This window comes from Microbacterium hanjuni (assembly GCF_043556395.1).
GTDB lineage: Bacteria > Actinomycetota > Actinomycetes > Actinomycetales > Microbacteriaceae > Microbacterium.
The window spans coordinates 102126-122653 of the sequence record NZ_JBIGIK010000002.1; the positions used below are offsets into that span (position 1 = coordinate 102126).

The following is a 20528-nucleotide window of genomic DNA, read 5'->3' on the forward strand; positions in this document are numbered from 1 at the left end:
GTTCTTGATTTCCTCTCGTGCGTTCGAAACGATCAGTCGGCCTCGGGGGAGGCCACGACTTTGCCGTGGAGCTCACCGGCGGCGGCCTTCTCGTGGATCTCGCGAAGATCACGCAGCGGGACTCGCTGAGCAACGTTGACGGTGAGTTCTCCGCTGTCGACCAGGGCGACGAGTTGGGAGAGTTCATCGACCTTCGCTTCGACGAAAACCCCTGCCGTTCGCACTCCGCGCGTGTCATCGCCAGGAGTGGTCATCCAAGCGGTCGTGGATACGACGATGCCGCCGTCCCGGACAAGCGCGACGAGACCGGCGAACTCCTCGGGGCTGATCGGTGCCAGGTTCAGCAGCACGTCGACAGGCTCGTGGACCGAGTCCAGGACAGCAGAGCTCGTGTGGTCGATGACCTCATCCGCTCCAGCCGCCGTGACGCTGTCGCGGCTCCGTGGGCTCGCGGTGGCGATGACGTAGGCACCGGCGCGCTTGGCGAGCTGGATGGCGTACCCGCCCACGGATCCGCCGGCACCCGTGATCAGCAGCCGCTGACCGTCTTTGAGGTCGGCGAGGTCGAAGAGAGCCTGCCATGCGGTGAGCGCGACCGACGGCAGCGCGGCTGCGTCGGAGAGATCGATGCTGGACGGCGCTACGGCCAGCACATCCGCCGGGGCGACGACGTACTGCGCCGCAGACCCGTCCGCGCCCATCGGAATGAACCCGACCACGGCGTCGCCGACCTGGAAGTCGGTGACGCCGGTGCCCAGCGCGGCGATGGTGCCGGACACGTCATACCCCGGCACGTGGGGCAAGGAGACCGGGAACGGGAGTGTGCCGCTCCTGATTCCGGAGTCGGCCGGGTTGAATGCCGACCCGGCTACGCGGATGAGCACCTGTCCCTCTCCGGCGACGGGCTGGTCCGCGTCCTCGTACCGAAGAACCTCGGGGCCACCGAACTCGTGGAAACGCACTGCTTTCATAACGGGCCTCTTCTCTCGTTGATTCGACGTCTGTCCACCGCTGAGGAGCCGTGACCGGCGAATGAGACGATCGGGGTCGACACGGTCGGCGATGACGCGGGCGCGCTCCAGAACATCGTCGCGGAGCGCTGAGGGAGCCGCCGCCGCACCTTCCAGCCACGACCCCGGCGCCACCCCCGTGTCGGCGTCCTGCCATGTCGTCCTCAGCGCCTCCAGGCCAGCCTCGATCCGGGGACGGTCCGCCACCGCCATCGAGCCCACTCCGTGATAGACGAAGGGTCCGGGGGGAGAGACGACAGCGCCCTCTCGCCTCGTCGGTGCGCCGGCCACGTGCCGGATTTCGACCATGACCAGCGGTGAATCCTTCGCAGCCGCGGCCGTCAAGATCCGCTCAGCAAGGTCAGGGGTCGAACTGTCGAGCCACCGGGCATCCCCTACTGCTGGGGATGCGGTCGGCGGATCGAGATGGATGCGTGCCAGTCCGGCCGCATCCTTCGGACCCCAGTCATCGACCACGGGAGTCGCGGCGGCGCGCATGGCATCGAGGAGCGGAGCCGCCCCATCGGGGCCGTCCGGGTCAGCGATCGCAAGGTGGATGGCGACCGACCCGTGGAGCTCCTTGGGGAACGGCGGCACCGGCGGAACGTGGATCACCGCGATGCTCGAAGCGACACTCTGACCAACCGACTCCAGACCACGCTTCCACGCGCTGACAAGCTCGGGGAGGGCGCTCGCGTGCCACAAGAGCAGACCAGCGTGCAGATTGCTGACCGGTTCGAGATCGAATTCCAAAGCGGAAGCGATCCCCACCCCGCCGGCTCCCCGGAACGCCCATATCGCGTCCCGGTCGATCTGCTCGGCCGCATCGTCTGCGGCGATGCGGTGCCGGCCCGAACCGTCGACGTAGTGCACGCGGCGGAGGGAGGAGCTCGCGAGCCCATCGCGGCGCACCAGCCAACCGATTCCCCCGGCGAAGGTGTACCCCGACACGGAGACGGTGGGCGAAGATCCGGCGAGACCCAACAGTCCGTGCTTCTCCGCAACGGCGTTGACGGCGCCCCACGTGGCTCCCGCCCCCACGGTCGCCACCCGCGATTCGGGGTCGATCGACACCCCGTTGAGGCCTGACGTGTCGAAGAGCACATCGTTCTCTCCCACGGGCGCACCCGCACCGTGGCCGGTGGCCTGCACCACCACCCCGAGGTCACGCCCGGTGGATCGCGACAGGGCAGCGACCTCCGCCAGCGATGTCGAAATATCGGCCGGACTCACGATGACGGCGACGCGCGCCGGGCGCTGCGTCGTCGCCGAGTTGTCGGGCCGGGTTGCGGATACGTATTCGTCAGTTCCTGCGTCGAAGAGCACAGGAACAGAGTATCCCTAAGCGGAGAAATTCGTCCGGTTATTTCGAGAGTTCTGAACCGGTCTCGTCGTCCCCGGCGAGACCCGCGGGTGTCGTGATTCCGCGGATGAACACCGACCGCTGCTCGGCCGCACTCTCGGCCCATCCCGGCACGTTCGTCATGGGCTGCGCCAACATCGCACCGAACCGCACGACGGTCCAGCCGGTGACCTCGGGGCGAAGCGTGCCGTCCGCGTGCCCCCGCTCGATGATTGCGGCCATGACCGCCTTGAGCTGATCTCGCACGCGCGCGGACTCGGTGCCCTCCGTGTTGGGCACACCGTGCAGCGGAAGGACGAGCTGGTCACGGTGCTGGAAGGACTGTCGCAGATAGCGCTCGATCGAATCGACGCCCGACGCGCCCGATGCGAGGGCGTCCTCAGCTTCGGCGAGCAGAAGCCGGTAAGCGCGGAGCTGTAGCGCCTCCAACAGCGCCGCCCTGTTCGGGTATCGACGATAGAGCGTGCCGATCCCCACCCCGGCCTCCGCCGCGATCTGGGCGAGCGGGACGTTCCGGCCGACACCGAGGCCGGCACGGATGGCTGCAGCCATCACGCGCTCGGCATTCTCCGCGGCGTCGCTGCGGAGCTTCTTCGGCTGATCGGGAGACATTCTGGACTTCATCGTATGCGGATGGGCTGAGTGGCCGGGCAGCTCGCCAGCGCTCACTCCGGGCCTGTTCCGGCGATTCCGATGTCCGAACGAAGCTCTTCGAAGCGACCGTTCCCCGCGGGAAACCAGGCGCTTTCCTCCCCCTGGAAAGAATCACAGAAAGATAACGAGAAACTCTTCCCTTTCGTTACCTCGCCGTTATAGAGTCATCGCACGGTAGTTGTTTTGCTGTGACAACTACCGACATGTGATTGCAGGACACTCTTGGTGCAAGGGACAAGGGCCGGCCGGAAGCCTCTCCGACCGGCCCTACTCTTTGCCCGCTGACCTGCCCCACAGCAGAGCGGGAAGATCCACTGCCGTCAGAGCAGAGCGGTAGACGTTCACAGCATCCGCTCCCTCGACCGCGCTCTCCTCGAAGGAGATCCGCATCGCGGTGACCAGCACCCCGGCGATCACGTGCCGCTCGAGGTCGCTGACCGGACGCCGCAGCCACGGCTGGATCGCCTGGCCCAGCGCCGCCTCGAACGCACGGATGGTCGATAGCCAGACCGCGTAGAGAGCCGGCTCGGCGAGGATCAGCGGCACGAGCCGCGCGGTCGTCACCCCGCGCTCGCCCCACAGCGACCGTGCGAACGCGGCCACGAGCACCTCTTCGAGTTCGCCTCCCTCGTTCTCGCGCAACTCTGCGGCGACGAGGTCGATGCCGTGCTCGAGCACCGGACGGATGGCCTCGGCCTTCGTCGGGAAGTACCGGTAGAACGTGCGCTCCGCGACTCCCGCCCGTTCGCAGATGCGCGCCACGGGTGTCGCGTACCCCTCCGAGAGGAAGGCGAGCGTCACGCGCCCTGAGACCGCGAGCCGGTTCTGATCGGCGTATCGCGTCGAGGGCATGGAGATGAGCGTACCCTTTTGGCAGAGACTGCCAAATGCATACCCGCGGGCGGTCGAGAGAGGAACGCACATGTCTGAGCGGTTCACCGGAAAGACCATCGCGATCACGGGCGGCGCCAGCGGAATGGGGGCAGCGCACGCGCGCGCCTTCGTCGCCGAAGGCGGATCCGTCGTGCTGGGCGACGTCAACGACGAGGCCGGCCAGGCGCTCGCCGACGAGCTCGGCGATCGTGCTCGCTACCGCCACCTCGACGTCGCCGACGAGGCGCAGTGGGCGGAGTTCGTCGAGTTCGCCGAGGCAGAGTTCGGCCCCTTGTCCGTGATGGTCAACAACGCCGGAATCGGCGGAGCGGGCACGCCGGTGGAGTCATCGACGCTCGCCGGATGGCGGCGCACCCTGAGCATCAACCTGGACGGCGTCTTCCTCGGCACCCGCGCCGCGATCCCTTCCATGAAGAAGGCCGGCGGTGGGTCGATCATCAACATCTCGTCGTTCGCGGGGCTCGTCGCCACGCCGTTCAGCTCGGACTACACCACCAGCAAGTTCGCGGTCCGCGGCTTCACCAAGGCCGTCGCGATGGAGGTCGCGAGCGACAACATCCGCGTGAACAGCGTGCACCCGGGCTACATCCGCACTCCGATCCTCGGACCCCTGGGTGAAGAGGTCGTCATCGGTAAGGTCGCGATCCAGCGGATGGCTCAGCCCGAAGAAGTGAGCAAGATGGTGCTGTTCATCGCCTCCGATGACGCCAGCTACTCCACCGGCTCGGAATTCGTGGTCGACGGCGGCTGGTCGGCCGGCTCGCCGGTGGGCATCGCCGAGACCAACGCGCAGTACTACCAGCGCTGAGCGGAGGGGCCTCCGGCTCGCCGGGCGATGTCGGAGGCCCTCCCTACGCTGGTGTCATGGCGAAAGACCCGTCGATGCAACCTCCCGAGTGGGTGATCGACGAGGCCTGGATTGCGGCCCAGCTGTTGTTGCACGAGTCGGATGCTGAGGGGCCCATCGACGAGTGGTCGGAACCGCACCGTGATCCCGCCCTGCCGTGGTCGGTGACCTCCGGTGTCGAGCATGATCACGCGGTCGACCGTCTCGAAGCGATCACCCGATCTGCTCGAGCGAGTATCGCCGAGCAGTACGGCGTCATCGCGGGGGTACTCCGTGACGCGGCCGAGGTTCCCGAACCCTGGGTGGGACAGGATCCGACCCTCGACCCTTCGTGGGTGGACCCGCGGAGACGTTCGGCCGCGACCGTGCGTGCCGAACGGCGGGAGTTCGCGGTTCGCGCTGCGGTCGCCGACGTCGCGATCCGGTTACGCCTGTCGGAGATGACCGTGCGCACGCGCGGCCACGTGGCTGATGCGCTGCGGCAGCGGTGCCCGAGGCTGTGGGCGACATTCGTGGCGGGCGACGTCGACGAGCGCAACGCGACCACCGCGGCGGAGTTCGCCTCTTCCCTTCCCGATGATGGCCCCGAGGCGTGGGCGGCGTTCGACGACACCGTGACGGCCGTGGGCTCGGTGTTGACCCCTGCCAAGTTCCGCGTCACCGCGCGTGCGGCCCGGGAGCGGGTGCACCGCGAGTCGATCGAGGTGCGCGCGCGCCGCGCGGCGGAGGACCGCCGCGTCTGGGTCATGCCCGAGCTCGATGGCATGGCTACCCTGACCGCGATCCTCCCCGCGGCCGACGCGCACGCGGCGATGGGACGATTGGATGCGATCGCGCGCCACCTTCACGACGCGAGCGACGAGACCCGCACCCTCGCACAGTTGCGCGCCGACGCCTTCGCAGACCTCCTCACCACGGGGTCGACCGAGGCGTCGGACGCCGGCAAGGCTTCGCGGTCGAAGCCCTCGGTCGCCATCACCGTCCCGGTACTGAGCCTGCTCGGCGAGAGCGAAGAACCGGCCACGCTCGACGGCTACGGTCCCATCGACCTGGATACCGCGCGCCGCCTCGCCGGGGAGGCGTCCTCGTGGGTGCGGATCCTCACCCACCCGATCACCGGAACCGTGCTCGACGTGGATCGCACGACGTATCGCGTGTCAGCGGCACTCCGACGATGGCTCGGCACGCAGCATCCCACCTGCATCACCCCGGGATGTTCGAGGCCGGCCCGGGAATGCGACATGGATCACGTGATCGATTGGCAATTCGGGGGCACGACGAGAGACACCAACCTCGCCCCCGAGTGCGAACCGCACCATCGCTTGAAACACGGCTCGCTCTGGCACATCTCGGTCGACGACGACACGGGCCGGCTCACGTACTCCAGCCCCACCGGTCACGTCACCGAGCCCGACCCCGCGCCGTTCTAGCGTCGGCGATACGCACCCACGCCTTGAGCAGCAGGGGAACGAAGAGGTAGACCGCCGGGGGGATGACCGCCAGCGTGACGATGAGGGACCTCAGGACGATCGATCCCAGGGGCTCCGACGGCGACAGCAGCCCGTTGACCAACGTGACTTCGGGGAAGATCACGAGCCAGGTCAGGAACGCGCGTACGTGCACGGAGGGAGGCTGGTGCGGCGCACCCTCGGCATGCGGTTGCGTGTGCATGCCCCCAACGTAGCGAAGCCACCGGTCGGTGGGGGCCGCGCGAAAAGCGGATGCGGCGTGCCCGTGAGAGCCCGCCGCATCCGCTGTTCGCACCTAGGAGTTCTGCGCCCGACGTCGGCGCATCAGCACGAGGAGCGCCCCGAGCAGCGTGAGTCCGGCTGCCCCGAACACCCAGGGCACGACAGCGGTGAACTCACCACCCGTGGTCGCGAGATCGCTGTCCGCTCCGCCCGCGGGCTGGCCGGCAGCATCCGGATCTCCTTCGCCGTCGTCGCCCGTGCCGGGCACATCCGAACCGGGGTCACCCGGCGTTCCGGTCCCCGGCTCACCTGAACCGGGCCCACCCGAACCGGGCCCACCCGTTCCTGGCTCACCGGATCCGGGCCCACCCGTTCCGGGCTCCGCGGCGGCGATCACCGAGAACATGCTGACCGGCGAGTAGTCGACCGCGTCGTACGGGTCGGTCGTCTTCACATACCAGCCGCGATCGCCTAGCTCGGCGAGCGGCCACGTGGCGGTGAGGACGGCGGGGCTGTTCACCTGCGGGAACGCGGCGATCTCGTTCGTCGTCAGGATCTCGGCGGTGAAGGCATCGGTACCGAGTGTGCGAACGCCGGGCTCGATGCCGAGCTGGTCGTACGTGAGCTCGAACTCCTGGTTCGCGTACGGGTCGGCACCCTCGGCGAGCAGGTTGAGGTCATCCGAGTTGTACACGTCGAGCGACGGCGAGTAGGTGCGCACCATCATGCGCTCGCCCTCGTTGTCGAAGTGCAGCAGCCGCAGGTAGCCGAGGCCCCCCTCGGGCAGTCCCTGGTAGTCGAACAGCAGCGAGAACACGTCCCTGTCGTTGACCCCGTCACCGTTGTCATCGAACGAATCGGTGCGGGTGAGCGCATCGTGGTAGTGCCCGGAGAACACCATCTTGACGTTGGGGTTCGTGGCGACGACCTCGTCGAGGATCCGCTGCGGGATCTCGCCCAGACCGCCGGTCGTGAGGATGAACTCGTGCTGAGCGATGATCGCGACGCGGTCGGGGTGCTGCGCGAGCACCTCGTTCATCCACGCGATCTCCGCGTCGTCCGGGCCCCATCCCTGGTACACCATGATGAAGTCGATGCCGCCGGCCGAGATCAGGTCGTAGTGACCGCGGTTGTCCTCGTAGCTGCCGCCGTACCAGGGGTTGTCCGCGAACCGGTCTTCACCGAACCAGGTGCTGTAAGCGCTGTAATCCTCCAGCTCGTGACCTACGTCGTGGTTTCCGGCCAGCACGCCGTACGGGAGGTCGGCGTCATCCAGACGCTGGTACTGCGGGTCGGCGTTGTCCTTCCACTGGTACTCCTGATCCCAGTCATCGACGATGTCGCCGGTGTGGAACAGGTACTGCAGGTTCAATTCGTCACGCTGATCGAGAAGGTACGAGTGGATGGCCTTCTGGTGCTTGAACGGGTCACCGGGCATCGTGTTCTCGTTGTAGTACTGCGTGTCCGACTCCCATCCGAACGTGAAGTCGTAGTCCGAGCGGGCGACATCCTCCGCGTTGTGCGGAGTGACAGCCGTGTCGCGGTTGCTGAGATTCTCGCCCGCGAATCCCTCGGAGTGCTGCACCAGCATCCGCACCTTGCCGTCGACCGCGTAGGTCGCCGCGTCGATGACGCCCGTGAGGGTGAACTGCTCGTCGTCGGCGGTCGCGACGTGACGGGTGACTTCGTCCCAGCCCGAACCATCGGCGCGCATCGCGTACAGCAGCACCGTCGCGTCGGCGTTCGCGCGGCCCGACCACGTGGCGCGCACCTGGGAACCGGGGGTGATGTCCCCGGTGTTCAGGTCGAAGACCTGGTAGGGGAACTCCTCGTCGGATGACACGTCCGTGCTCACCCCGTCGACGGCGGCCAGCTGCTGCAGCTGCTCGCTCGAGATCGTCGTGGGCTGGTCGCGCTGAACGTCGAGCGCGTCGTTGACCGTGCCGGCGCTCGTCGCCACCTCACCGTCGGCGAGATCGAGCCGGCGGCCCTCGAGGAACGACACGTCCAGCTTGTCGTCGGTGGGGTCGGTGACCTGCGCCTGAAGGGTGACGTTCCCGGCTTCCACCTCAGCACCCTCGGCGGGGGCGAGGATCGTGCCGGTCGGCTGCTCTTCGAAGGTCGTGAAGACCGCCTTCGACGTGGCCACGTTGCCGACCTTGTCGGTGGCCGTGATCGACAGCTCGTGCTGTCCGGCGGGCAGCGTCACCGACGAGGTCGTGTAGGGCAGCGTGATCGCGGCGCCATCGAGGGTCGCGACCATCGAACCGTCGGCGACACCGGACCCGGCGTCGACGACTGTCGCGTTGATGTCGATCTGACCCTGATACTCGCTTCCGTCGACAATCGTCGAGCTGATCACCGGCGCGGTGTTGTCCACCGTGACGGTGCGCGTCGCGGTCTGCGTGCCGTCGATCGCGCGAACCCGCACCGGGCCGTCCTGCGTCTTGGTGGTGTCCCACACGTGGGTGACCGCGGAGAACGCGTCGTCGGGCAGCGTGAATCGCGCGTCGAAGTAGTCGTACTTCCCCGTGGAGCCGTTGGACGCGTTGACGCTGTCACCCATGCCAAGCACCCGAGAAGGGTCGTCGTAGCCCGTGGGGGTGAGGGTGCGACCATCGGGCAGCACGAGTCGAAGCGTGCGGATGTCGAAGTCGTCGTTGTTCTCGCCGAGGTCGATCTCCGGAGCCTTCTTGGTGCCCGCCCAGACGCTGACCACGAGGTCGTCGCCCTGCTTGGTGTACTCGAGCGGCACCGCGGTACTCAGGGTCTCCCAGGAGGTGATCGTGTTGTCGAAGATGCGCAGCACGTCGCGCTCGGCGCGCGGGCCGTCACCCACGAGGACGCCGTTCTTGAAGTAGAAGTTGACGCCCGAGACCTGGAATGCGAACACCGGGGCACGCTCGAGGCTCGGAGCCGTGTCGACGGTGTCATCGCCGATGGAGAGCTCGACCGTCGAGGGGTAGTTCTCGCCTCCCGCGATGATGTCCGTGGACCCGGAGACGAACTGGCCGTCGGTCACGTTCAGGCGCACCGGGGAGGTGTCGACCCCGGTCACCCCCACGCGCGTCGTGGCGAGGCTGGTGTCGTTGGTGCCGTCGCTGACGACGACGGAGTACTCGTACCAGCTCTTGCCGATGAGATCGACCGCCGGTACCTCGTAGGTGTAGGTACCGTCACCGCTGTCGGTGAGGTTGATGGTGAGCGGGGTCGCGTCGACATCGTTGCGCAGCGTCATGGTGGCGGTGCGCGCGTCGACGTTGTCGGCGATCGCGAACGAGATGAGGAAGTCGGCGGCAGGGTCGATCGCCGCCGGCGTGCGGTCGGTGATCGTCGGCGCAATCGTGTCGGCCGGGACGATCTGCAGACCCGCGGGCACCTGATCCTCCTGGACGACGCCGGGCGTCGCGGGAGCCAGGTCGACGATCTCCGCCAACGAGGGGTCTTCTGCGCCGGCGACGTAGCGGATGCCCAGATCCGGCTGCACATCATCGGTCGGCAGGTTCATGTTGTAGTACGAGCGGCTGACGGAGTGACCGGTGTTGGTGATGACCTCGACGCCGCGCGCACTTCCGTTCGCCATCCCGGCGCTGGTGATCTCAACGAGGTTCTTCCCCATCGTCAGCGAGCTGCCGAAGGCGGCGTTGAATTCCGCCTCCCCGAGCGCGGCGTTGCCACCGTTCTTGATCCAGAAGACGAGCGTCTCGCCACCGGGGATCACGACGTTCGCCGGCACCGCGGGCCACAGGGTGGCGGTGCTCGTGTCGGGGTACAGGTAGTTGATCGAGTAGTCCGAGAAGTCGATCGGCGTGCTGTTGGCGTTGTAGACCTCGATGAACTCGAAGGCGTCGCTGCCGCCCAGGTTGATCTTCGAATCCGGCAGCACCTCGGTCACCTGCAGCGGAGCCGTGACCACCGTGGGGTCGGGCTGCGGGTCGAACGCGAGCCCCTCGAGCGCCTCCGGTGCCACGACGCCCGGTGAAGGCGCGGCCGGCTCGGCGAGGATCTCCAGGCCCCGGTCGTTGACGTCGCCCGGGAGGCGGAAGTGCGCGCTCTGACCGGCGGCGGTGACCGTCCGGGCGTAGGTCGACCAGCTGACGATCGCGTTGTTCTGAAGCACGCGGATGCCCCGCGGTCCGGTGTTGGCCATTCCGGCCTGTCCGGTGACGCGCACGACGCGGGTCTCGGCGGGAGTGGCGGACTGCGCGCGGAATTCATCGACGGTCTTGGCGAACGAATCCACCTTGCCGCTGGCATAGCTCACCCAGAAGACGACCGTCTCGCCGGCGCCGATCGTGGTCGGCTCGGCGACGGTGAGAGCGATGTCCTTCGCGCGGTCGTCGGTGTCGACGTAGATGTAGGAGAACGAGAAGCCGTCGGCAGCGAGGTCGATGGCCTCGCTCGTGGGGTTGTGCACCTCGAAATACTCGAAGTTGTCATCGCCGACGCTGTCGGGCGCGATCTCGGTCACGATCAGCGGCCAGTCCTTCGCCGCTCCGGGCTGGGGTTCGGGCTGCGGTTCGGGCTCGGCGACCGGGCGAACGAGTGCCTCAGGGGCCACGACGCCCGGCGAGCGCGGCGCGTCGGTGGCGAGCACGTCGAGACCGAGATCGGCGGCGTCCGCGGGGAGGCGGAACTGAGCGGCGAGATCGGCGCCCATCGCGCCCTTCGGCACGTAGGACCAGGACACGAGCGCGTTGTTCTGCAGCACGCGGATGGCCCTCTCGCCATCGTTCGCGATACCGGCCTGTCCCGTCACTCGGACCACTTGGGTCGTGGCGGGAACGGAGTGGTAGGCGCGGAACTCGTCCACACTGTGCGCGAAGGAGTCGAGGGAGGTGGTGGTGTAGCTCACCCACAGCACGGCGGTCTCATTCGCCGCCAGCACCAGGGGCTCTGCAACGAGCGGGGTGTCCCCGGTGCGGTCGGCCGAGTCGACCTTCGAGTACGCGAAGGTGAAGCCCTGCGCCGCGAGGTCGATGGACGCGCCGGTGGTGTTGCGCACCTCGAAGTATTCGTAGGTGTCGACACCGACCGTGTCGCCGAGGATCTCGGTGACGATAACCGGCGGTGCCGCGGCGGGGGCTGCGACGGCCGCGGGGGCGACAGCGAGAGTGGAGAGCAGTGCGACGACGATGCCGACTGCGGGGAGGGAACGGGGAACGTGCACGAACGACCAAGCTTTCCGGGGGAGAGAAGCAAACCCGCTTACCGTACGAATGCCGCACGACCCGTAGGTGAACCGTGCACGCGCCCCCGGTGGACAGCGGGTGAAGGAGCCCGTTACCTCGATGTGCTACTCATGGACAGGTGTTCCGGTGAGCGAACCGCTCGGCGTTCAGCATCCGTCTCGCGGTCCCCACGGCGCCAGCACCGTACGCTGAGGGGATGACCGATCGTCGCCTCGCCGTGGAGGCGTGGGAGAGCCTCTTCCGCGCACAGCACGAGGTGTTCGAGGAACTGCGCGGCGACTTCGCCGACACCGGACTGTCGCAGGCCGAGTACGACGTGCTGCTGACGGTCACCCGCAGCGAAGAGATGACCGCGCGCCTGCGGGATGTCACCGCCAACATGCTCATCAGCCAGCCGAGCGTCTCGCGGCTGGTCGACCGGATGGTTGCGCGCGGGCTGCTCGCGAAATGTCCCGACCCCGACGATGGGCGCGGCACCCTCGTGCGCTCCACCGAGCAGGGCACGGCCACCTTCCGACGCATCGCCACGGCGCACGGCGCCTCGATCGCCGAGCGGATGTCGCGCCTCAGCGACGTCGAACTCGAGCAGCTGCGCGCTCTCACCGCCAAGCTCCGCTCCCCGCGACAGCCGAGCTGATCGCGGCGGCCCCCGCCAGCAGGTCGACGCCGATACTCTGGACGGGCATCCCGTCGAAGCCGCCGGAGTCGCTTCGGCGGCCCGGCCCGAACCCTCGTGATCGGAGGTTCCCATGCCCGCATCGCACACCCTTCTCGGAGGAAAAAGCATCATCGGCGAACCCGAGGTCGTGGAGGACACCTCCGCCCTCCCGGCCGACGAGGTCGAGACGAGTGACGCCTGGCTCTCGGTGAAGGCAGCGGCCACCGCGCTGCAGTCCCTGCAGGCTTCCGACGGCTCGGTCCCCGACGCCGACGATCACCCGGCCGCCGCCGATCTCGTCGACGCCATCGTCACCGCGATCGCCGAGCTCTCCCCGCGCTTCCCCGGCGATGCCGAGTACCTCGCAGCATCCGTCGTCGACTTCACCCGCTGGCAGCGAGAGGGGTTCGGCGTTCCCGACTTCTACGACTCGCTCGTGGCCTTCCAGCCCCAGCTGCAACGGGTCGACGGCGTTCGCCATCTCGTCGTCTTCCCGATGTACACGCAGAACGGCTCGCGCGATAGGCACGTGGAAGCCCTGATCGTGGAGACGATCTGGCCCGAGTTCATCGAGCGTCTGGAGGAGGAGTACAGCAACCGGCTGTTCGTCTCCCTCCGCCTCGTGGACTTCACCCCCGGCTACGAGACGAACTCGGCGGTGCTCTTCCCCGAGACCGTCGCGATGCGCGAGATCCCCTCGTTCACCTGGGGCGCGATCTTCCAGGACCGCGAAGCCGCGCGCTACCGACGCGTCGTGAAGGCAGCGGCCGAGATCACCAAGCTCGAGCTGCCCACAGCTGCGGCCCGAATGCTGGAGGATCAGGCGCTTACCGAGCGCACTTTCGTGATGTGGGATCTCATCCACGACCGCACCCACATGCGCGGCGATCTGCCCTTCGATCCGTTCATGATCAAGCAGCGCATGCCCTTCTTCCTGTACTCGCTCGAGGAGCTGCGGTGCGATCTCACCGCGTTCCGCGAGTGCGTCGCGATCGAGCGCCGCCTGCAGGCCCGGGTCGACGACGGGGAACAGGTGGATGCTGCCGAGCTCAGCATGCTCGAGCACGCCGCCCTCGTGCAGTACGCGGTCATCTTCGATCGGATCTTCCGCTTCGCGATCACCGGGTCGCGGGTGCGCAACTACGACGGCGTCGGCGCTCAGCTGCTGTTCGCGTGGTTGCACCAGCGGGGCGTGCTGCACTGGACCGACACCGCCCTCACGTTCGACTGGGACGAAGTGCCCGACGCGGTCGTCGCCCTCGGCGACGCGATCGACGAACTGTACTGGCGCTCGATCGACCGCCCCAAGACGGCGCACTGGCTCGCGGCCTACGAACTCGTGCGCGGCTCGCTCGAACCGCACCCGGCCTCGGCCTGGGCGCGAGGACTCCCCCTCGATGTGCTCGCCGGAGCGCCGAAGGGGTTCACCGACGCCGTGCTCGACGACGAGTTCCCGCTGTCGATGTTCTACGAAGCGCTCGAGAAGAAGATGCGCACCGTGATCGCCTCCACCGAGGGGATCCGCGCTTCCGACGACTGATCGGTGTCCTCGTGCGGGCGAGCCGGGTGGGGTTCGACCCGCCCGCACGAGTTCTCGGCGCTCGGGCGACCTTGGCACCGCGACCGCGCTGCGGAAGACTGAGGCGATGAACGACGACGTTTCGCCGGACACCGCGCCTGAGCCTGATCCCGACGCCGAGCCGGAGACCGAACTGGTCCAGGGGCGGCTGGTCGTGCTCGCCGGCGGCACGAGCGATGCCGGACGAACGGTCGCGCGCGCACTCCTCGATGCCGGGGCGCGGGTGGTGGTGGTCGGGCGCGACCCCGCTCGCCTCACCGAGATCGAAACGACGATCCCCGGGGTGCAGGTCGAGGCCTGCGACCTGACCGAAGCGGCCGCGGTCGATGCCCTCGCCGCGCGCCTGCACGCCTCGGAGGGACCGATCGACGGCCTTCTCCACCTCGTCGGCGGATGGCGCGGTGGCGGCGGACTCGCCGGGCAGAGTGACGAGGACTACGCCTTCCTCGAGCGGTCGTTCACCGCGCTTCGACACGTGAGCCGGGCCTTCGACGCCGATCTGCGCGCCTCGGCCGCCGGACGGCTCGCGATCGTCTCCTCCCCGGCGGTGCAGCGCCCCCTCGCGGGCGGCGCGAACTACGCGGCGGTCAAGGCGGCGAGCGAGGCGTGGACGCGAGCCGTCGCGCAGGGTTACTCGAAAGCCGCCCGGGATGCGCAGGCGCCGCTTTCAGCAGCATCCGTCATCTTCCGCGTGAAGAGCCTCGCCGGTCTCGAGACGGCCCTCGCCGACGCGTTCATCGCGCTGTGGGACGACGACGCCGAGGAGTGGAACGACGTCGTGGTCGAACTCGAACCGATCGTCGACTGACGTCCAGGGGCGGATCAGCGGGGCGGATCAGCAGGACCGATCAGCGGGGCGACTCGGAGCCCCGCGCCGGCTGCTCGGCGGGAACCTCTTCGTCCGTCGAAGACGGGGCGGCGGCGTCGACGTCATCGGGTGCCTGCGCGTACTGCGCCGAGAGGATGCGGTACGACCGCGTCGTGAACGCCGCGAGCGCGATGACGACCATCGCTCCTCCGGTGAAGAGGAAAACGAGCGCGATCCCCCGCGCACTCCCCTCCCCCAGAGCCCAGCCCCACGCGGCACGACCTGCCTCGCCGTCCATGTAGGGGATGATCAGGAACTCGGCGATCGGGGCGATCAGGAACGCCGTGACGGGAGCGGCCGCCGATTCGAACGCCGCCGCGAAACCGAACACCCGGCCCTGCCGCTGGAACGGCACGACCTTCTGGATGACGGTCTGCTCGGATGCTTCGACCGCGGGCACGAGTGCCATGTACAGCCAGGTGCCGACGGCATACAGCCACCACCACTCGCGCAGCGTGAAGACGGCGCCGAGCACACCCATCGCGGCCACGACGAGCAGCATCGTGCGGATGGGGTTCTTCCCGAGACCGAATTTCGCGATGACGATGCCGCCGATGATGAAACCGGTGGAGGCGACCCCGAAGACGATGCCCCACATCTGCACGCTGAACAGCGTGAGTCCGTAGGGGTCCATGAGCGCCATGTAGACCCCGCCGATGAGGTTGTTGAACGTCGAGAAGATGATCAGCGCGAACAGCCCCGGCGCCGCCGCGATCGCGGCGATGCTGCCCTTCAGGTCGATCGCCGACGCGTGCCCGCCCTCGCGCTTCGGCTGCGCTTCGGGTATGTCGAGGAACAGCAGGTGCACGAGGGCGACGAGGGTCAGCCCAATGGCGATCGCGAGGGTCCACCCCATCCCCAAGAACCCGATCGCGAGGCCGCTGAAGACACTCGTGACGATGAACGCGATCCCCTGCACCGTGCCGACCAGTCCGTTGGCGTTCGCGTGACGCTCGACCGGGGTGAGCAACGTGACCACCGTGGACAGCGCGATGTTGCGCATGTTCTCGATGACCGAGCCGAACAGGATGACGGCGGAGAACACCCAGAACCACGGTCCACCGAGATCGAGCAACGCGGATTCCGGGAACAGGAGATACAAGACCCCCGCGAGCGAGAATGCCGCGAGGGTGAGGAGCGCGGAGAACACCATCACGCGGTGCTTGCGATGCCGATCGACGATCGAGCCGAAGAGCATCGCGAAGAACGCGAGCATCAGCATGTAGGCGCCACCGATGATCCCGGTCGCCAGCACCGACTGCGTCTCGATGTAGACCCAGAAGGTCAGGGCGAACCAGAGGAAGCTCGTCGTGACGTTGGCCACCGCGGTGTTGACCAGGATGTGCGCGAACGTGCGGGCCGCACCCGGTGGCGGCTCGAACGCGGCGCCCTCCGGGGAGGGCGTCTCGGGCTGCTGCGGGCCGGACATACGGGCAGGGTACCGAGGGCTTCCGACATGCACCATCGGTCCATGCGTCAGCATCGGTCGGCGGGAAGCCACAGCCCCGCGCGGAACTAGGCTGGCATCTCGTGACGACCCTCCACGACCCGACCGTTCGCGGCTTCGCTTCCGACAACTACTCCGGTGTGCACCCCGAGGTGCTCGACGCCATCGTCGCCGCCAACCGCGGCCACCAGGTCGCGTACGGCGAAGACCAGTACACCCAGCGGCTGCGGGCCGTCTTCGCCGAACAGCTGGGCGAGGGGGTCGAGGTCTTCCCGGTGTTCAACGGCACCGGAGCAAACGTCGTCGGCCTGCAGTCCATGCTGCCGCGGTGGGGCGCCGTGGTCACCGCGGCCACCGCCCACATCAACGTCGACGAGGGCGGGGCACCCGAACGCGTCGCCGGCATCAAGCTACTCACCGTGCCGACCGACAACGGAAAGCTCACCCCCGAGCTCATCGACCGCGAAGCGTGGGGCTGGGGCGACGAGCACCGCGCGCAGCCGCTCGTCGTGTCGATCACGCAGTCCACCGAACTGGGCACCCTCTACTCCGTCGAGGAACTGGCCGCGATCTGCGATCACGCCCACTCGCTCGGCATGCGCGTGCACATGGACGGCGCCCGCATCGCGAACGCGGCCGCTTCCCTCGATCTGCCGCTGCGCGCCTTCACCCGCGACGTCGGCGTCGATGTCCTCAGCTTCGGCGGCACGAAGAACGGGGCCATGATCGGCGAAGCGATCGTCGTGCTCGACCCCGCAGCATCCGAAGGTCTCACGTACCTGCGCAAGCTCAACATGCAGCTGTCGAGCAAGATGCGCTTCGTCTCGGCGCAGCTGATCGCGCTGCTCGAGGGCGACCTCTGGCTGCGCAATGCCCGCCACTCCAACGCGATGGCCCAGCGCCTCCGGGCCGGTGTCGAGGCGGGGATCGCGGACGGCTCGATCCGCGGCGTCGAACTCACCCAGCCGACCCAGGCGAACGGCGTCTTCGCGACCGTTCCCGAGGGCGTGGCCGATCGCCTCCGTGAGAGCTTCCGCTTCTACGACTGGGACGAAGCACGCCGCGAAGTGCGGTGGATGTGCAGCTTCGACACGACCGAGGAAGACATCGACGCGTTCCTCGCCGCGATCGCGCAGGAGACCTCGCGCGCTGTCTGAGCGGTCAGCGCCGAACGCGCACCCGCACCTCAGCGCCGAACGCGCACCAGCCCCTCAGCGCCGAACGCGCACCACAATGAGGATGACGTTCACGATCGCGATCGCCCCCCAGAGGAACCCGCCGATCCACGATCCGGCGGGCGAGCCCACCCCGATGCCGATCTCGACGAAGTAGAGCACGCTGAGTCCGACGCTGATGACGGCGGCGATGGTGAACAGGACGATCGAGAGGCCGCTGCGCGAAGACTGGGGTGTGCTCATGGTGCGACCCTAGCCGTCGGTCGGGTCGCGTCGAGCACCCTTGACTACCGCAGCGCGCCGACGCTGGCGAGGCCCAAGCGGATGAGGGTGCCCCGACCGCCCTCCATCTCGGCGGAGAGGGCATCGGATGCTGCCTCCTCGGGCGAGAGCCACGTGACCTCGAGTGCGTCCTGACGCGGCTCGCAGGTGCCGGTGACCGGCACGACGAACGCGAGCGACACCGCGTGCTGACGATCGTCGTGGAACGCGCTGAGGCCCGGCATCGGGAAGTACTCCGCCACCGTGAAGGGCGCCGGCTGCGGAGGCAGCAAGGGGAAGGCCATCGGACCGAGGTCGTTCTCGAGGTGGCGGAACAACGCGTCGCGCACGCTCTCGCCATAACGCACGCGGCCCGAGACCAGGGTGCGGGTCATCTCGCCGACCGGGGTCGCGCGCAGCAGGATCCCGACCTGGGCGACTTGGCCCATGCCGTCCGTCCGCACCGGAAGCGCCTCGACGTACAGCATCGGCAGCCGGCGCCGGACTTCGGTGAGCTCGACATCGCTGAGCCATCCCGGGTTCGACGTGCCGCCGCTGCTCTTGCCGAACGACGCGGCGCCGAGCGGATCGCGGGGCGTGTCGTCGCCGTTGTCGCCGGGTTCGGGGTCGGGTGTGCGCACGGGCATGCTCCTTGTATATCAAGAGGTGCGCGTTTGTGTTGCAACGTCGGGGGCTCCTGCGAAACTGAGCGCATGACCGAGTCGCCACCTCTCGATGCCGATGTCGTCCGCTGGTCGGCCGAGCGCGGCGAGCGGGCCGGTCGGCCGCTACTGGTGCTGCTGCACGGCTACGGCTCGAACGAAGACGACCTCTTCGGCCTCGTCCCGCACCTCCCCGACGACTTCGTCGTGGCCGCAGTGCGCGCGCCGCTGGCCCCGCCTTTCCCCTCCCCCGGCTTCTCCTGGTACGCCCTCGACGGGTTCGACCCACGCAGTGCTGCCAACGTCACGCCCGCGGCCGAGCGACTCATCGAGTGGGTGGATGCTGTGGACGAAGCGCCGTTCGTCGGCCTCCTGGGGTTCTCCCAGGGCGGGGCCGTGTCGCTGCAGGCGCTGCGCGTGGCCCCCGAACGTTTCGCCTTCGCCGTGAACCTGTCGGGCTACGTCGCGCCCGGACCCCTCCCCGGTGATGCGGTGCTCGCCGCACGACGCCCGCCGGTGTTCTGGGGCCGCGGCACGCGCGACGACGTCATCCCCCCGGCTCTCGTGGCGCACACCGTCGACTGGCTTCCCGGCCACTCCGAGCTGAGCGGCCGGGTCTACCCGGGGCTCACGCACAGCGTTTCGGAGCAAGAACTCGCCGACGTACGCGCGTTCCTCGACCTGCGCCTCGCGGACACCGTCTGATTCAGGCGAACGACGCCTTCAGCCCCGCGACCGTGTGGTCGTAGAGGTCGGCGAGGTCTGCCCGTCCCCCCTCCCGCAGCCAGGTCTCGCCCGCGACGTCGAGGCAGGCGATAGCGCTCGCCACGATCGCGTCCGCCGTCGGATCGGGGACCGCATCGTCGACACCGAGTCGGCGTCGGATGTTCGGCACGAGGAGCGCCTGCCAATGGAGGTGCTTCTCGATGCTGCGCGCCCGCAACGAGGGCGTCTCGTACATCATCCGCGCGATGCGAAGCGTGACACCTTCCTCGACCGCGAGCGCGTCGACCGCGCCGAGGGCGGAGCGGATCGCCTCCCACGGTCCGACGGACAACGGCACCGCCTCGAGCGCTTCCTGCACGAGGAGTCCCTGCTGCGCGAGGTCGCCGAGCACGATGTCTTCCTTGGTGCCGAAGTAACGGAAGAACGACCGGCGCGAGATGCCTGCGGCGGCCGCGATCTGATCGATCGTGGTCTGCTCGAAACCCTGGTCGAGGAAGAGGCCCATCGCCACGGCCGCGATCTCGCGGTAGGCGGCCTGGCGGGATCGCTGCCACAGCGACGGCTCGACGGTCATGGTGCCACTCTAACCCGTGATGCCGCGTTGACACTCAGTGCCAGACTGGCGTACCGTGCAGACCCCCATCCCGATCCCAGGAGCCCGCATGCCGACCATCGACTACCGTTCCCAGACCGTTCTGATCACCGGCGCGAGCTCGGGCATCGGGGCGGCCTTCGCCCGGGCGTTCGCCGCGCGGGGCGCCGACCTCGTGCTCGTGGCGCGGAGAGAGGACCGCCTCCACGCTCTGGCTCGGGAACTCGAACAGGCCCATCCCGTGCGGGTCACCTCGCTCATGCAGGACCTCGGCTCGCCCACGGCGGGCATCGACCTGCATGACGCCGTCGTCGGAGCGGGTCTGCGCGTCACGAGCCTGGTCAACAACGCGGGGTTCGGCTCCTTCGGTCCGTTCGCCGAGATGGCGCCCGGTGTCGCGGCGGAGGAGATCGCCGTCGATGTCACCGCTCCGGTGCAGGTGACCGCGGCGTTCCTGCCCGATGTGATCGAGGCCGGCGACGGGTTCGTCATCAACGTGGCCAGCGTGGCCGCGTACGCGCCGACGCCTCGAATGGCCGTCTACGGAGCGGCCAAGGCGTTCGTCTTGAGTTTCACCGAGTCGCTGTGGGCCGAGTTGCGCCCCACGGGCGTCACCGTCTTCGCGCTGTCCCCCGGGGCGACGAGCACCGAGTTCAACAGCGTGGTCGGCACGGATGATGCGACGGCCGGGGCGCGCATGCGCACGCCCGACGATGTCGTGACCACCGCGCTGAGGCACCTCGATCGCCGCCACCCCGGGCCGAGTGTGGTCGATGGGGTATCGAACCGGCTCGCGTCGACCCTCGGCCGCTTCATCAGCCGGCGGGCGACGGTCGCCCTCATGGCCCGGCTCACCGACCCCGCACGCCGTGCGGGCGCCGCTCCGGCCTGACGCGCGGGCCCGCGACG

The 20528-nt window shown here is 68.4% G+C and carries 17 protein-coding genes; 8 read left to right on the plus strand and 9 right to left on the minus strand.

What is annotated here, in order from left to right; translation table 11 throughout:
• Window positions 1-32 precede the first annotated feature (32 nt).
• The 3 genes from ACFXP5_RS08215 to ACFXP5_RS08225 all read right to left on the minus strand — a co-directional run bounded on the left by ACFXP5_RS08215 (window position 33) and on the right by ACFXP5_RS08225 (window position 3879).
• Complete coding sequence (locus ACFXP5_RS08215) at window positions 33-2336, minus strand: FAD-binding protein (protein ID WP_394544262.1); 2304 nt, start codon at window positions 2334-2336, stop codon at window positions 33-35.
• Window positions 2337-2373: 37 nt separating this feature from the next.
• On the minus strand, window positions 2374-2985 hold the full coding sequence (locus ACFXP5_RS08220; RefSeq protein ID WP_394544263.1) for a TetR/AcrR family transcriptional regulator: 612 nt from the start codon (window positions 2983-2985) through the stop codon (window positions 2374-2376).
• Window positions 2986-3294: 309 nt separating this feature from the next.
• Entirely contained in the window at window positions 3295-3879 is a 585-nt protein-coding gene (locus ACFXP5_RS08225) for a TetR/AcrR family transcriptional regulator (protein ID WP_394544264.1), read from the minus strand.
• A gap of 70 nt (window positions 3880-3949) precedes the next feature.
• On the opposite strand from ACFXP5_RS08225, the gene ACFXP5_RS08230 reads away from it, so the two are divergent.
• A complete protein-coding gene (locus ACFXP5_RS08230) occupies window positions 3950-4729 on the plus strand; it encodes a glucose 1-dehydrogenase (protein WP_394527702.1) in 780 nt (259 codons plus the stop codon).
• A gap of 56 nt (window positions 4730-4785) precedes the next feature.
• Window positions 4786-6198, plus strand: coding sequence for an HNH endonuclease signature motif containing protein (locus tag ACFXP5_RS08235; protein WP_394544265.1), 1413 nt, complete (start codon window positions 4786-4788; stop codon window positions 6196-6198).
• Here ACFXP5_RS08235 and ACFXP5_RS08240 read toward each other — a convergent pair.
• Both ACFXP5_RS08240 and ACFXP5_RS08245 read right to left on the minus strand, forming a co-directional pair.
• Complete coding sequence (locus tag ACFXP5_RS08240) at window positions 6170-6439, minus strand: putative antibiotic biosynthesis monooxygenase (RefSeq protein ID WP_394544266.1); 270 nt, start codon at window positions 6437-6439, stop codon at window positions 6170-6172. The two genes, ACFXP5_RS08235 and ACFXP5_RS08240, sit on opposite strands and share 29 nt — an antisense overlap.
• A 93-nt stretch (window positions 6440-6532) precedes the next feature.
• The gene (locus tag ACFXP5_RS08245) at window positions 6533-11629 is read right to left on the minus strand and encodes a metallophosphoesterase (RefSeq protein WP_394544267.1); all 5097 of its coding nucleotides are present in this window, start codon (window positions 11627-11629) and stop codon (window positions 6533-6535) included.
• Window positions 11630-11847: 218 nt separating this feature from the next.
• On the opposite strand from ACFXP5_RS08245, the gene ACFXP5_RS08250 reads away from it, so the two are divergent.
• From ACFXP5_RS08250 to ACFXP5_RS08260, 3 genes are all read left to right on the plus strand, one after another.
• Window positions 11848-12288 (plus strand): MarR family winged helix-turn-helix transcriptional regulator, encoded by a 441-nt coding sequence (locus ACFXP5_RS08250; RefSeq protein WP_394544268.1) that lies wholly within the window; start codon window positions 11848-11850, stop codon window positions 12286-12288.
• Window positions 12289-12400: 112 nt separating this feature from the next.
• Window positions 12401-13849, plus strand: coding sequence for a DUF6421 family protein (locus tag ACFXP5_RS08255; protein ID WP_394544269.1), 1449 nt, complete (start codon window positions 12401-12403; stop codon window positions 13847-13849).
• Between the two features lie 106 nt (window positions 13850-13955).
• Window positions 13956-14696 carry an SDR family NAD(P)-dependent oxidoreductase gene (locus tag ACFXP5_RS08260; protein ID WP_394544270.1) on the plus strand — a complete coding sequence of 247 codons (741 nt, stop codon included), beginning with the start codon at window positions 13956-13958 and terminating at the stop codon, window positions 14694-14696.
• Between the two features lie 40 nt (window positions 14697-14736).
• On the opposite strand, the gene ACFXP5_RS08265 is transcribed toward ACFXP5_RS08260, so the two are convergent.
• Window positions 14737-16185, minus strand: a complete 1449-nt coding sequence (locus ACFXP5_RS08265) for an MFS transporter (RefSeq protein WP_394544271.1) — start codon at window positions 16183-16185, stop codon at window positions 14737-14739.
• A gap of 101 nt (window positions 16186-16286) precedes the next feature.
• Here ACFXP5_RS08265 and ACFXP5_RS08270 point away from each other — a divergent pair, with 101 nt between their 5' ends.
• The gene (locus tag ACFXP5_RS08270; RefSeq protein WP_394527710.1) at window positions 16287-17360 is read left to right on the plus strand and encodes a threonine aldolase family protein; all 1074 of its coding nucleotides are present in this window, start codon (window positions 16287-16289) and stop codon (window positions 17358-17360) included.
• Window positions 17361-17414: 54 nt separating this feature from the next.
• On the opposite strand, the gene ACFXP5_RS08275 is transcribed toward ACFXP5_RS08270, so the two are convergent.
• Both ACFXP5_RS08275 and ACFXP5_RS08280 read right to left on the minus strand, forming a co-directional pair.
• Window positions 17415-17621 (minus strand): hypothetical protein, encoded by a 207-nt coding sequence (locus ACFXP5_RS08275; RefSeq protein WP_394527711.1) that lies wholly within the window; start codon window positions 17619-17621, stop codon window positions 17415-17417.
• A 44-nt stretch (window positions 17622-17665) separates the two neighbouring features.
• Window positions 17666-18286: an NUDIX hydrolase family protein gene (locus tag ACFXP5_RS08280; protein ID WP_394527712.1), complete on the minus strand. Its 621-nt coding sequence runs from the start codon at window positions 18284-18286 to the stop codon at window positions 17666-17668.
• Window positions 18287-18352: 66 nt separating this feature from the next.
• Here ACFXP5_RS08280 and ACFXP5_RS08285 point away from each other — a divergent pair, with 66 nt between their 5' ends.
• Complete coding sequence (locus ACFXP5_RS08285) at window positions 18353-19006, plus strand: alpha/beta hydrolase (protein ID WP_394544272.1); 654 nt, start codon at window positions 18353-18355, stop codon at window positions 19004-19006.
• Between the two features lies 1 nt (window position 19007).
• Here ACFXP5_RS08285 and ACFXP5_RS08290 read toward each other — a convergent pair whose 3' ends face one another.
• Entirely contained in the window at window positions 19008-19601 is a 594-nt protein-coding gene (locus ACFXP5_RS08290; RefSeq protein ID WP_394544273.1) for a TetR/AcrR family transcriptional regulator, read from the minus strand.
• Between the two features lie 88 nt (window positions 19602-19689).
• Here ACFXP5_RS08290 and ACFXP5_RS08295 point away from each other — a divergent pair, with 88 nt between their 5' ends.
• Window positions 19690-20511: an SDR family NAD(P)-dependent oxidoreductase gene (locus tag ACFXP5_RS08295; protein ID WP_394544274.1), complete on the plus strand. Its 822-nt coding sequence runs from the start codon at window positions 19690-19692 to the stop codon at window positions 20509-20511.
• The last annotated feature ends 17 nt before the right edge of the window (window positions 20512-20528 follow it).

Excerpts from the sequence above, each read along its gene's own strand:
- ACFXP5_RS08220 (WP_394544263.1), bottom strand. The coding sequence starts at position 2,985 with ATGTCTCCCGATCAGCCGAAGAAGCTCCGCAGCGACGCCGCGGAGAAT.
- ACFXP5_RS08225 (WP_394544264.1), bottom strand. The coding sequence starts at position 3,879 with ATGCCCTCGACGCGATACGCCGATCAGAACCGGCTCGCGGTCTCAGGG.
- ACFXP5_RS08230 (WP_394527702.1), top strand. The coding sequence starts at position 3,950 with ATGTCTGAGCGGTTCACCGGAAAGACCATCGCGATCACGGGCGGCGCC.
- ACFXP5_RS08235 (WP_394544265.1), top strand. The coding sequence starts at position 4,786 with ATGGCGAAAGACCCGTCGATGCAACCTCCCGAGTGGGTGATCGACGAG.
- ACFXP5_RS08240 (WP_394544266.1), bottom strand. The coding sequence starts at position 6,439 with ATGCACACGCAACCGCATGCCGAGGGTGCGCCGCACCAGCCTCCCTCC.
- ACFXP5_RS08250 (WP_394544268.1), top strand. The coding sequence starts at position 11,848 with ATGACCGATCGTCGCCTCGCCGTGGAGGCGTGGGAGAGCCTCTTCCGC.
- ACFXP5_RS08255 (WP_394544269.1), top strand. The coding sequence starts at position 12,401 with ATGCCCGCATCGCACACCCTTCTCGGAGGAAAAAGCATCATCGGCGAA.
- ACFXP5_RS08260 (WP_394544270.1), top strand. The coding sequence starts at position 13,956 with ATGAACGACGACGTTTCGCCGGACACCGCGCCTGAGCCTGATCCCGAC.
- ACFXP5_RS08265 (WP_394544271.1), bottom strand. The coding sequence starts at position 16,185 with ATGTCCGGCCCGCAGCAGCCCGAGACGCCCTCCCCGGAGGGCGCCGCG.
- ACFXP5_RS08275 (WP_394527711.1), bottom strand. The coding sequence starts at position 17,621 with ATGAGCACACCCCAGTCTTCGCGCAGCGGCCTCTCGATCGTCCTGTTC.
- ACFXP5_RS08280 (WP_394527712.1), bottom strand. The coding sequence starts at position 18,286 with ATGCCCGTGCGCACACCCGACCCCGAACCCGGCGACAACGGCGACGAC.
- ACFXP5_RS08285 (WP_394544272.1), top strand. The coding sequence starts at position 18,353 with ATGACCGAGTCGCCACCTCTCGATGCCGATGTCGTCCGCTGGTCGGCC.
- ACFXP5_RS08290 (WP_394544273.1), bottom strand. The coding sequence starts at position 19,601 with ATGACCGTCGAGCCGTCGCTGTGGCAGCGATCCCGCCAGGCCGCCTAC.
- ACFXP5_RS08295 (WP_394544274.1), top strand. The coding sequence starts at position 19,690 with ATGCCGACCATCGACTACCGTTCCCAGACCGTTCTGATCACCGGCGCG.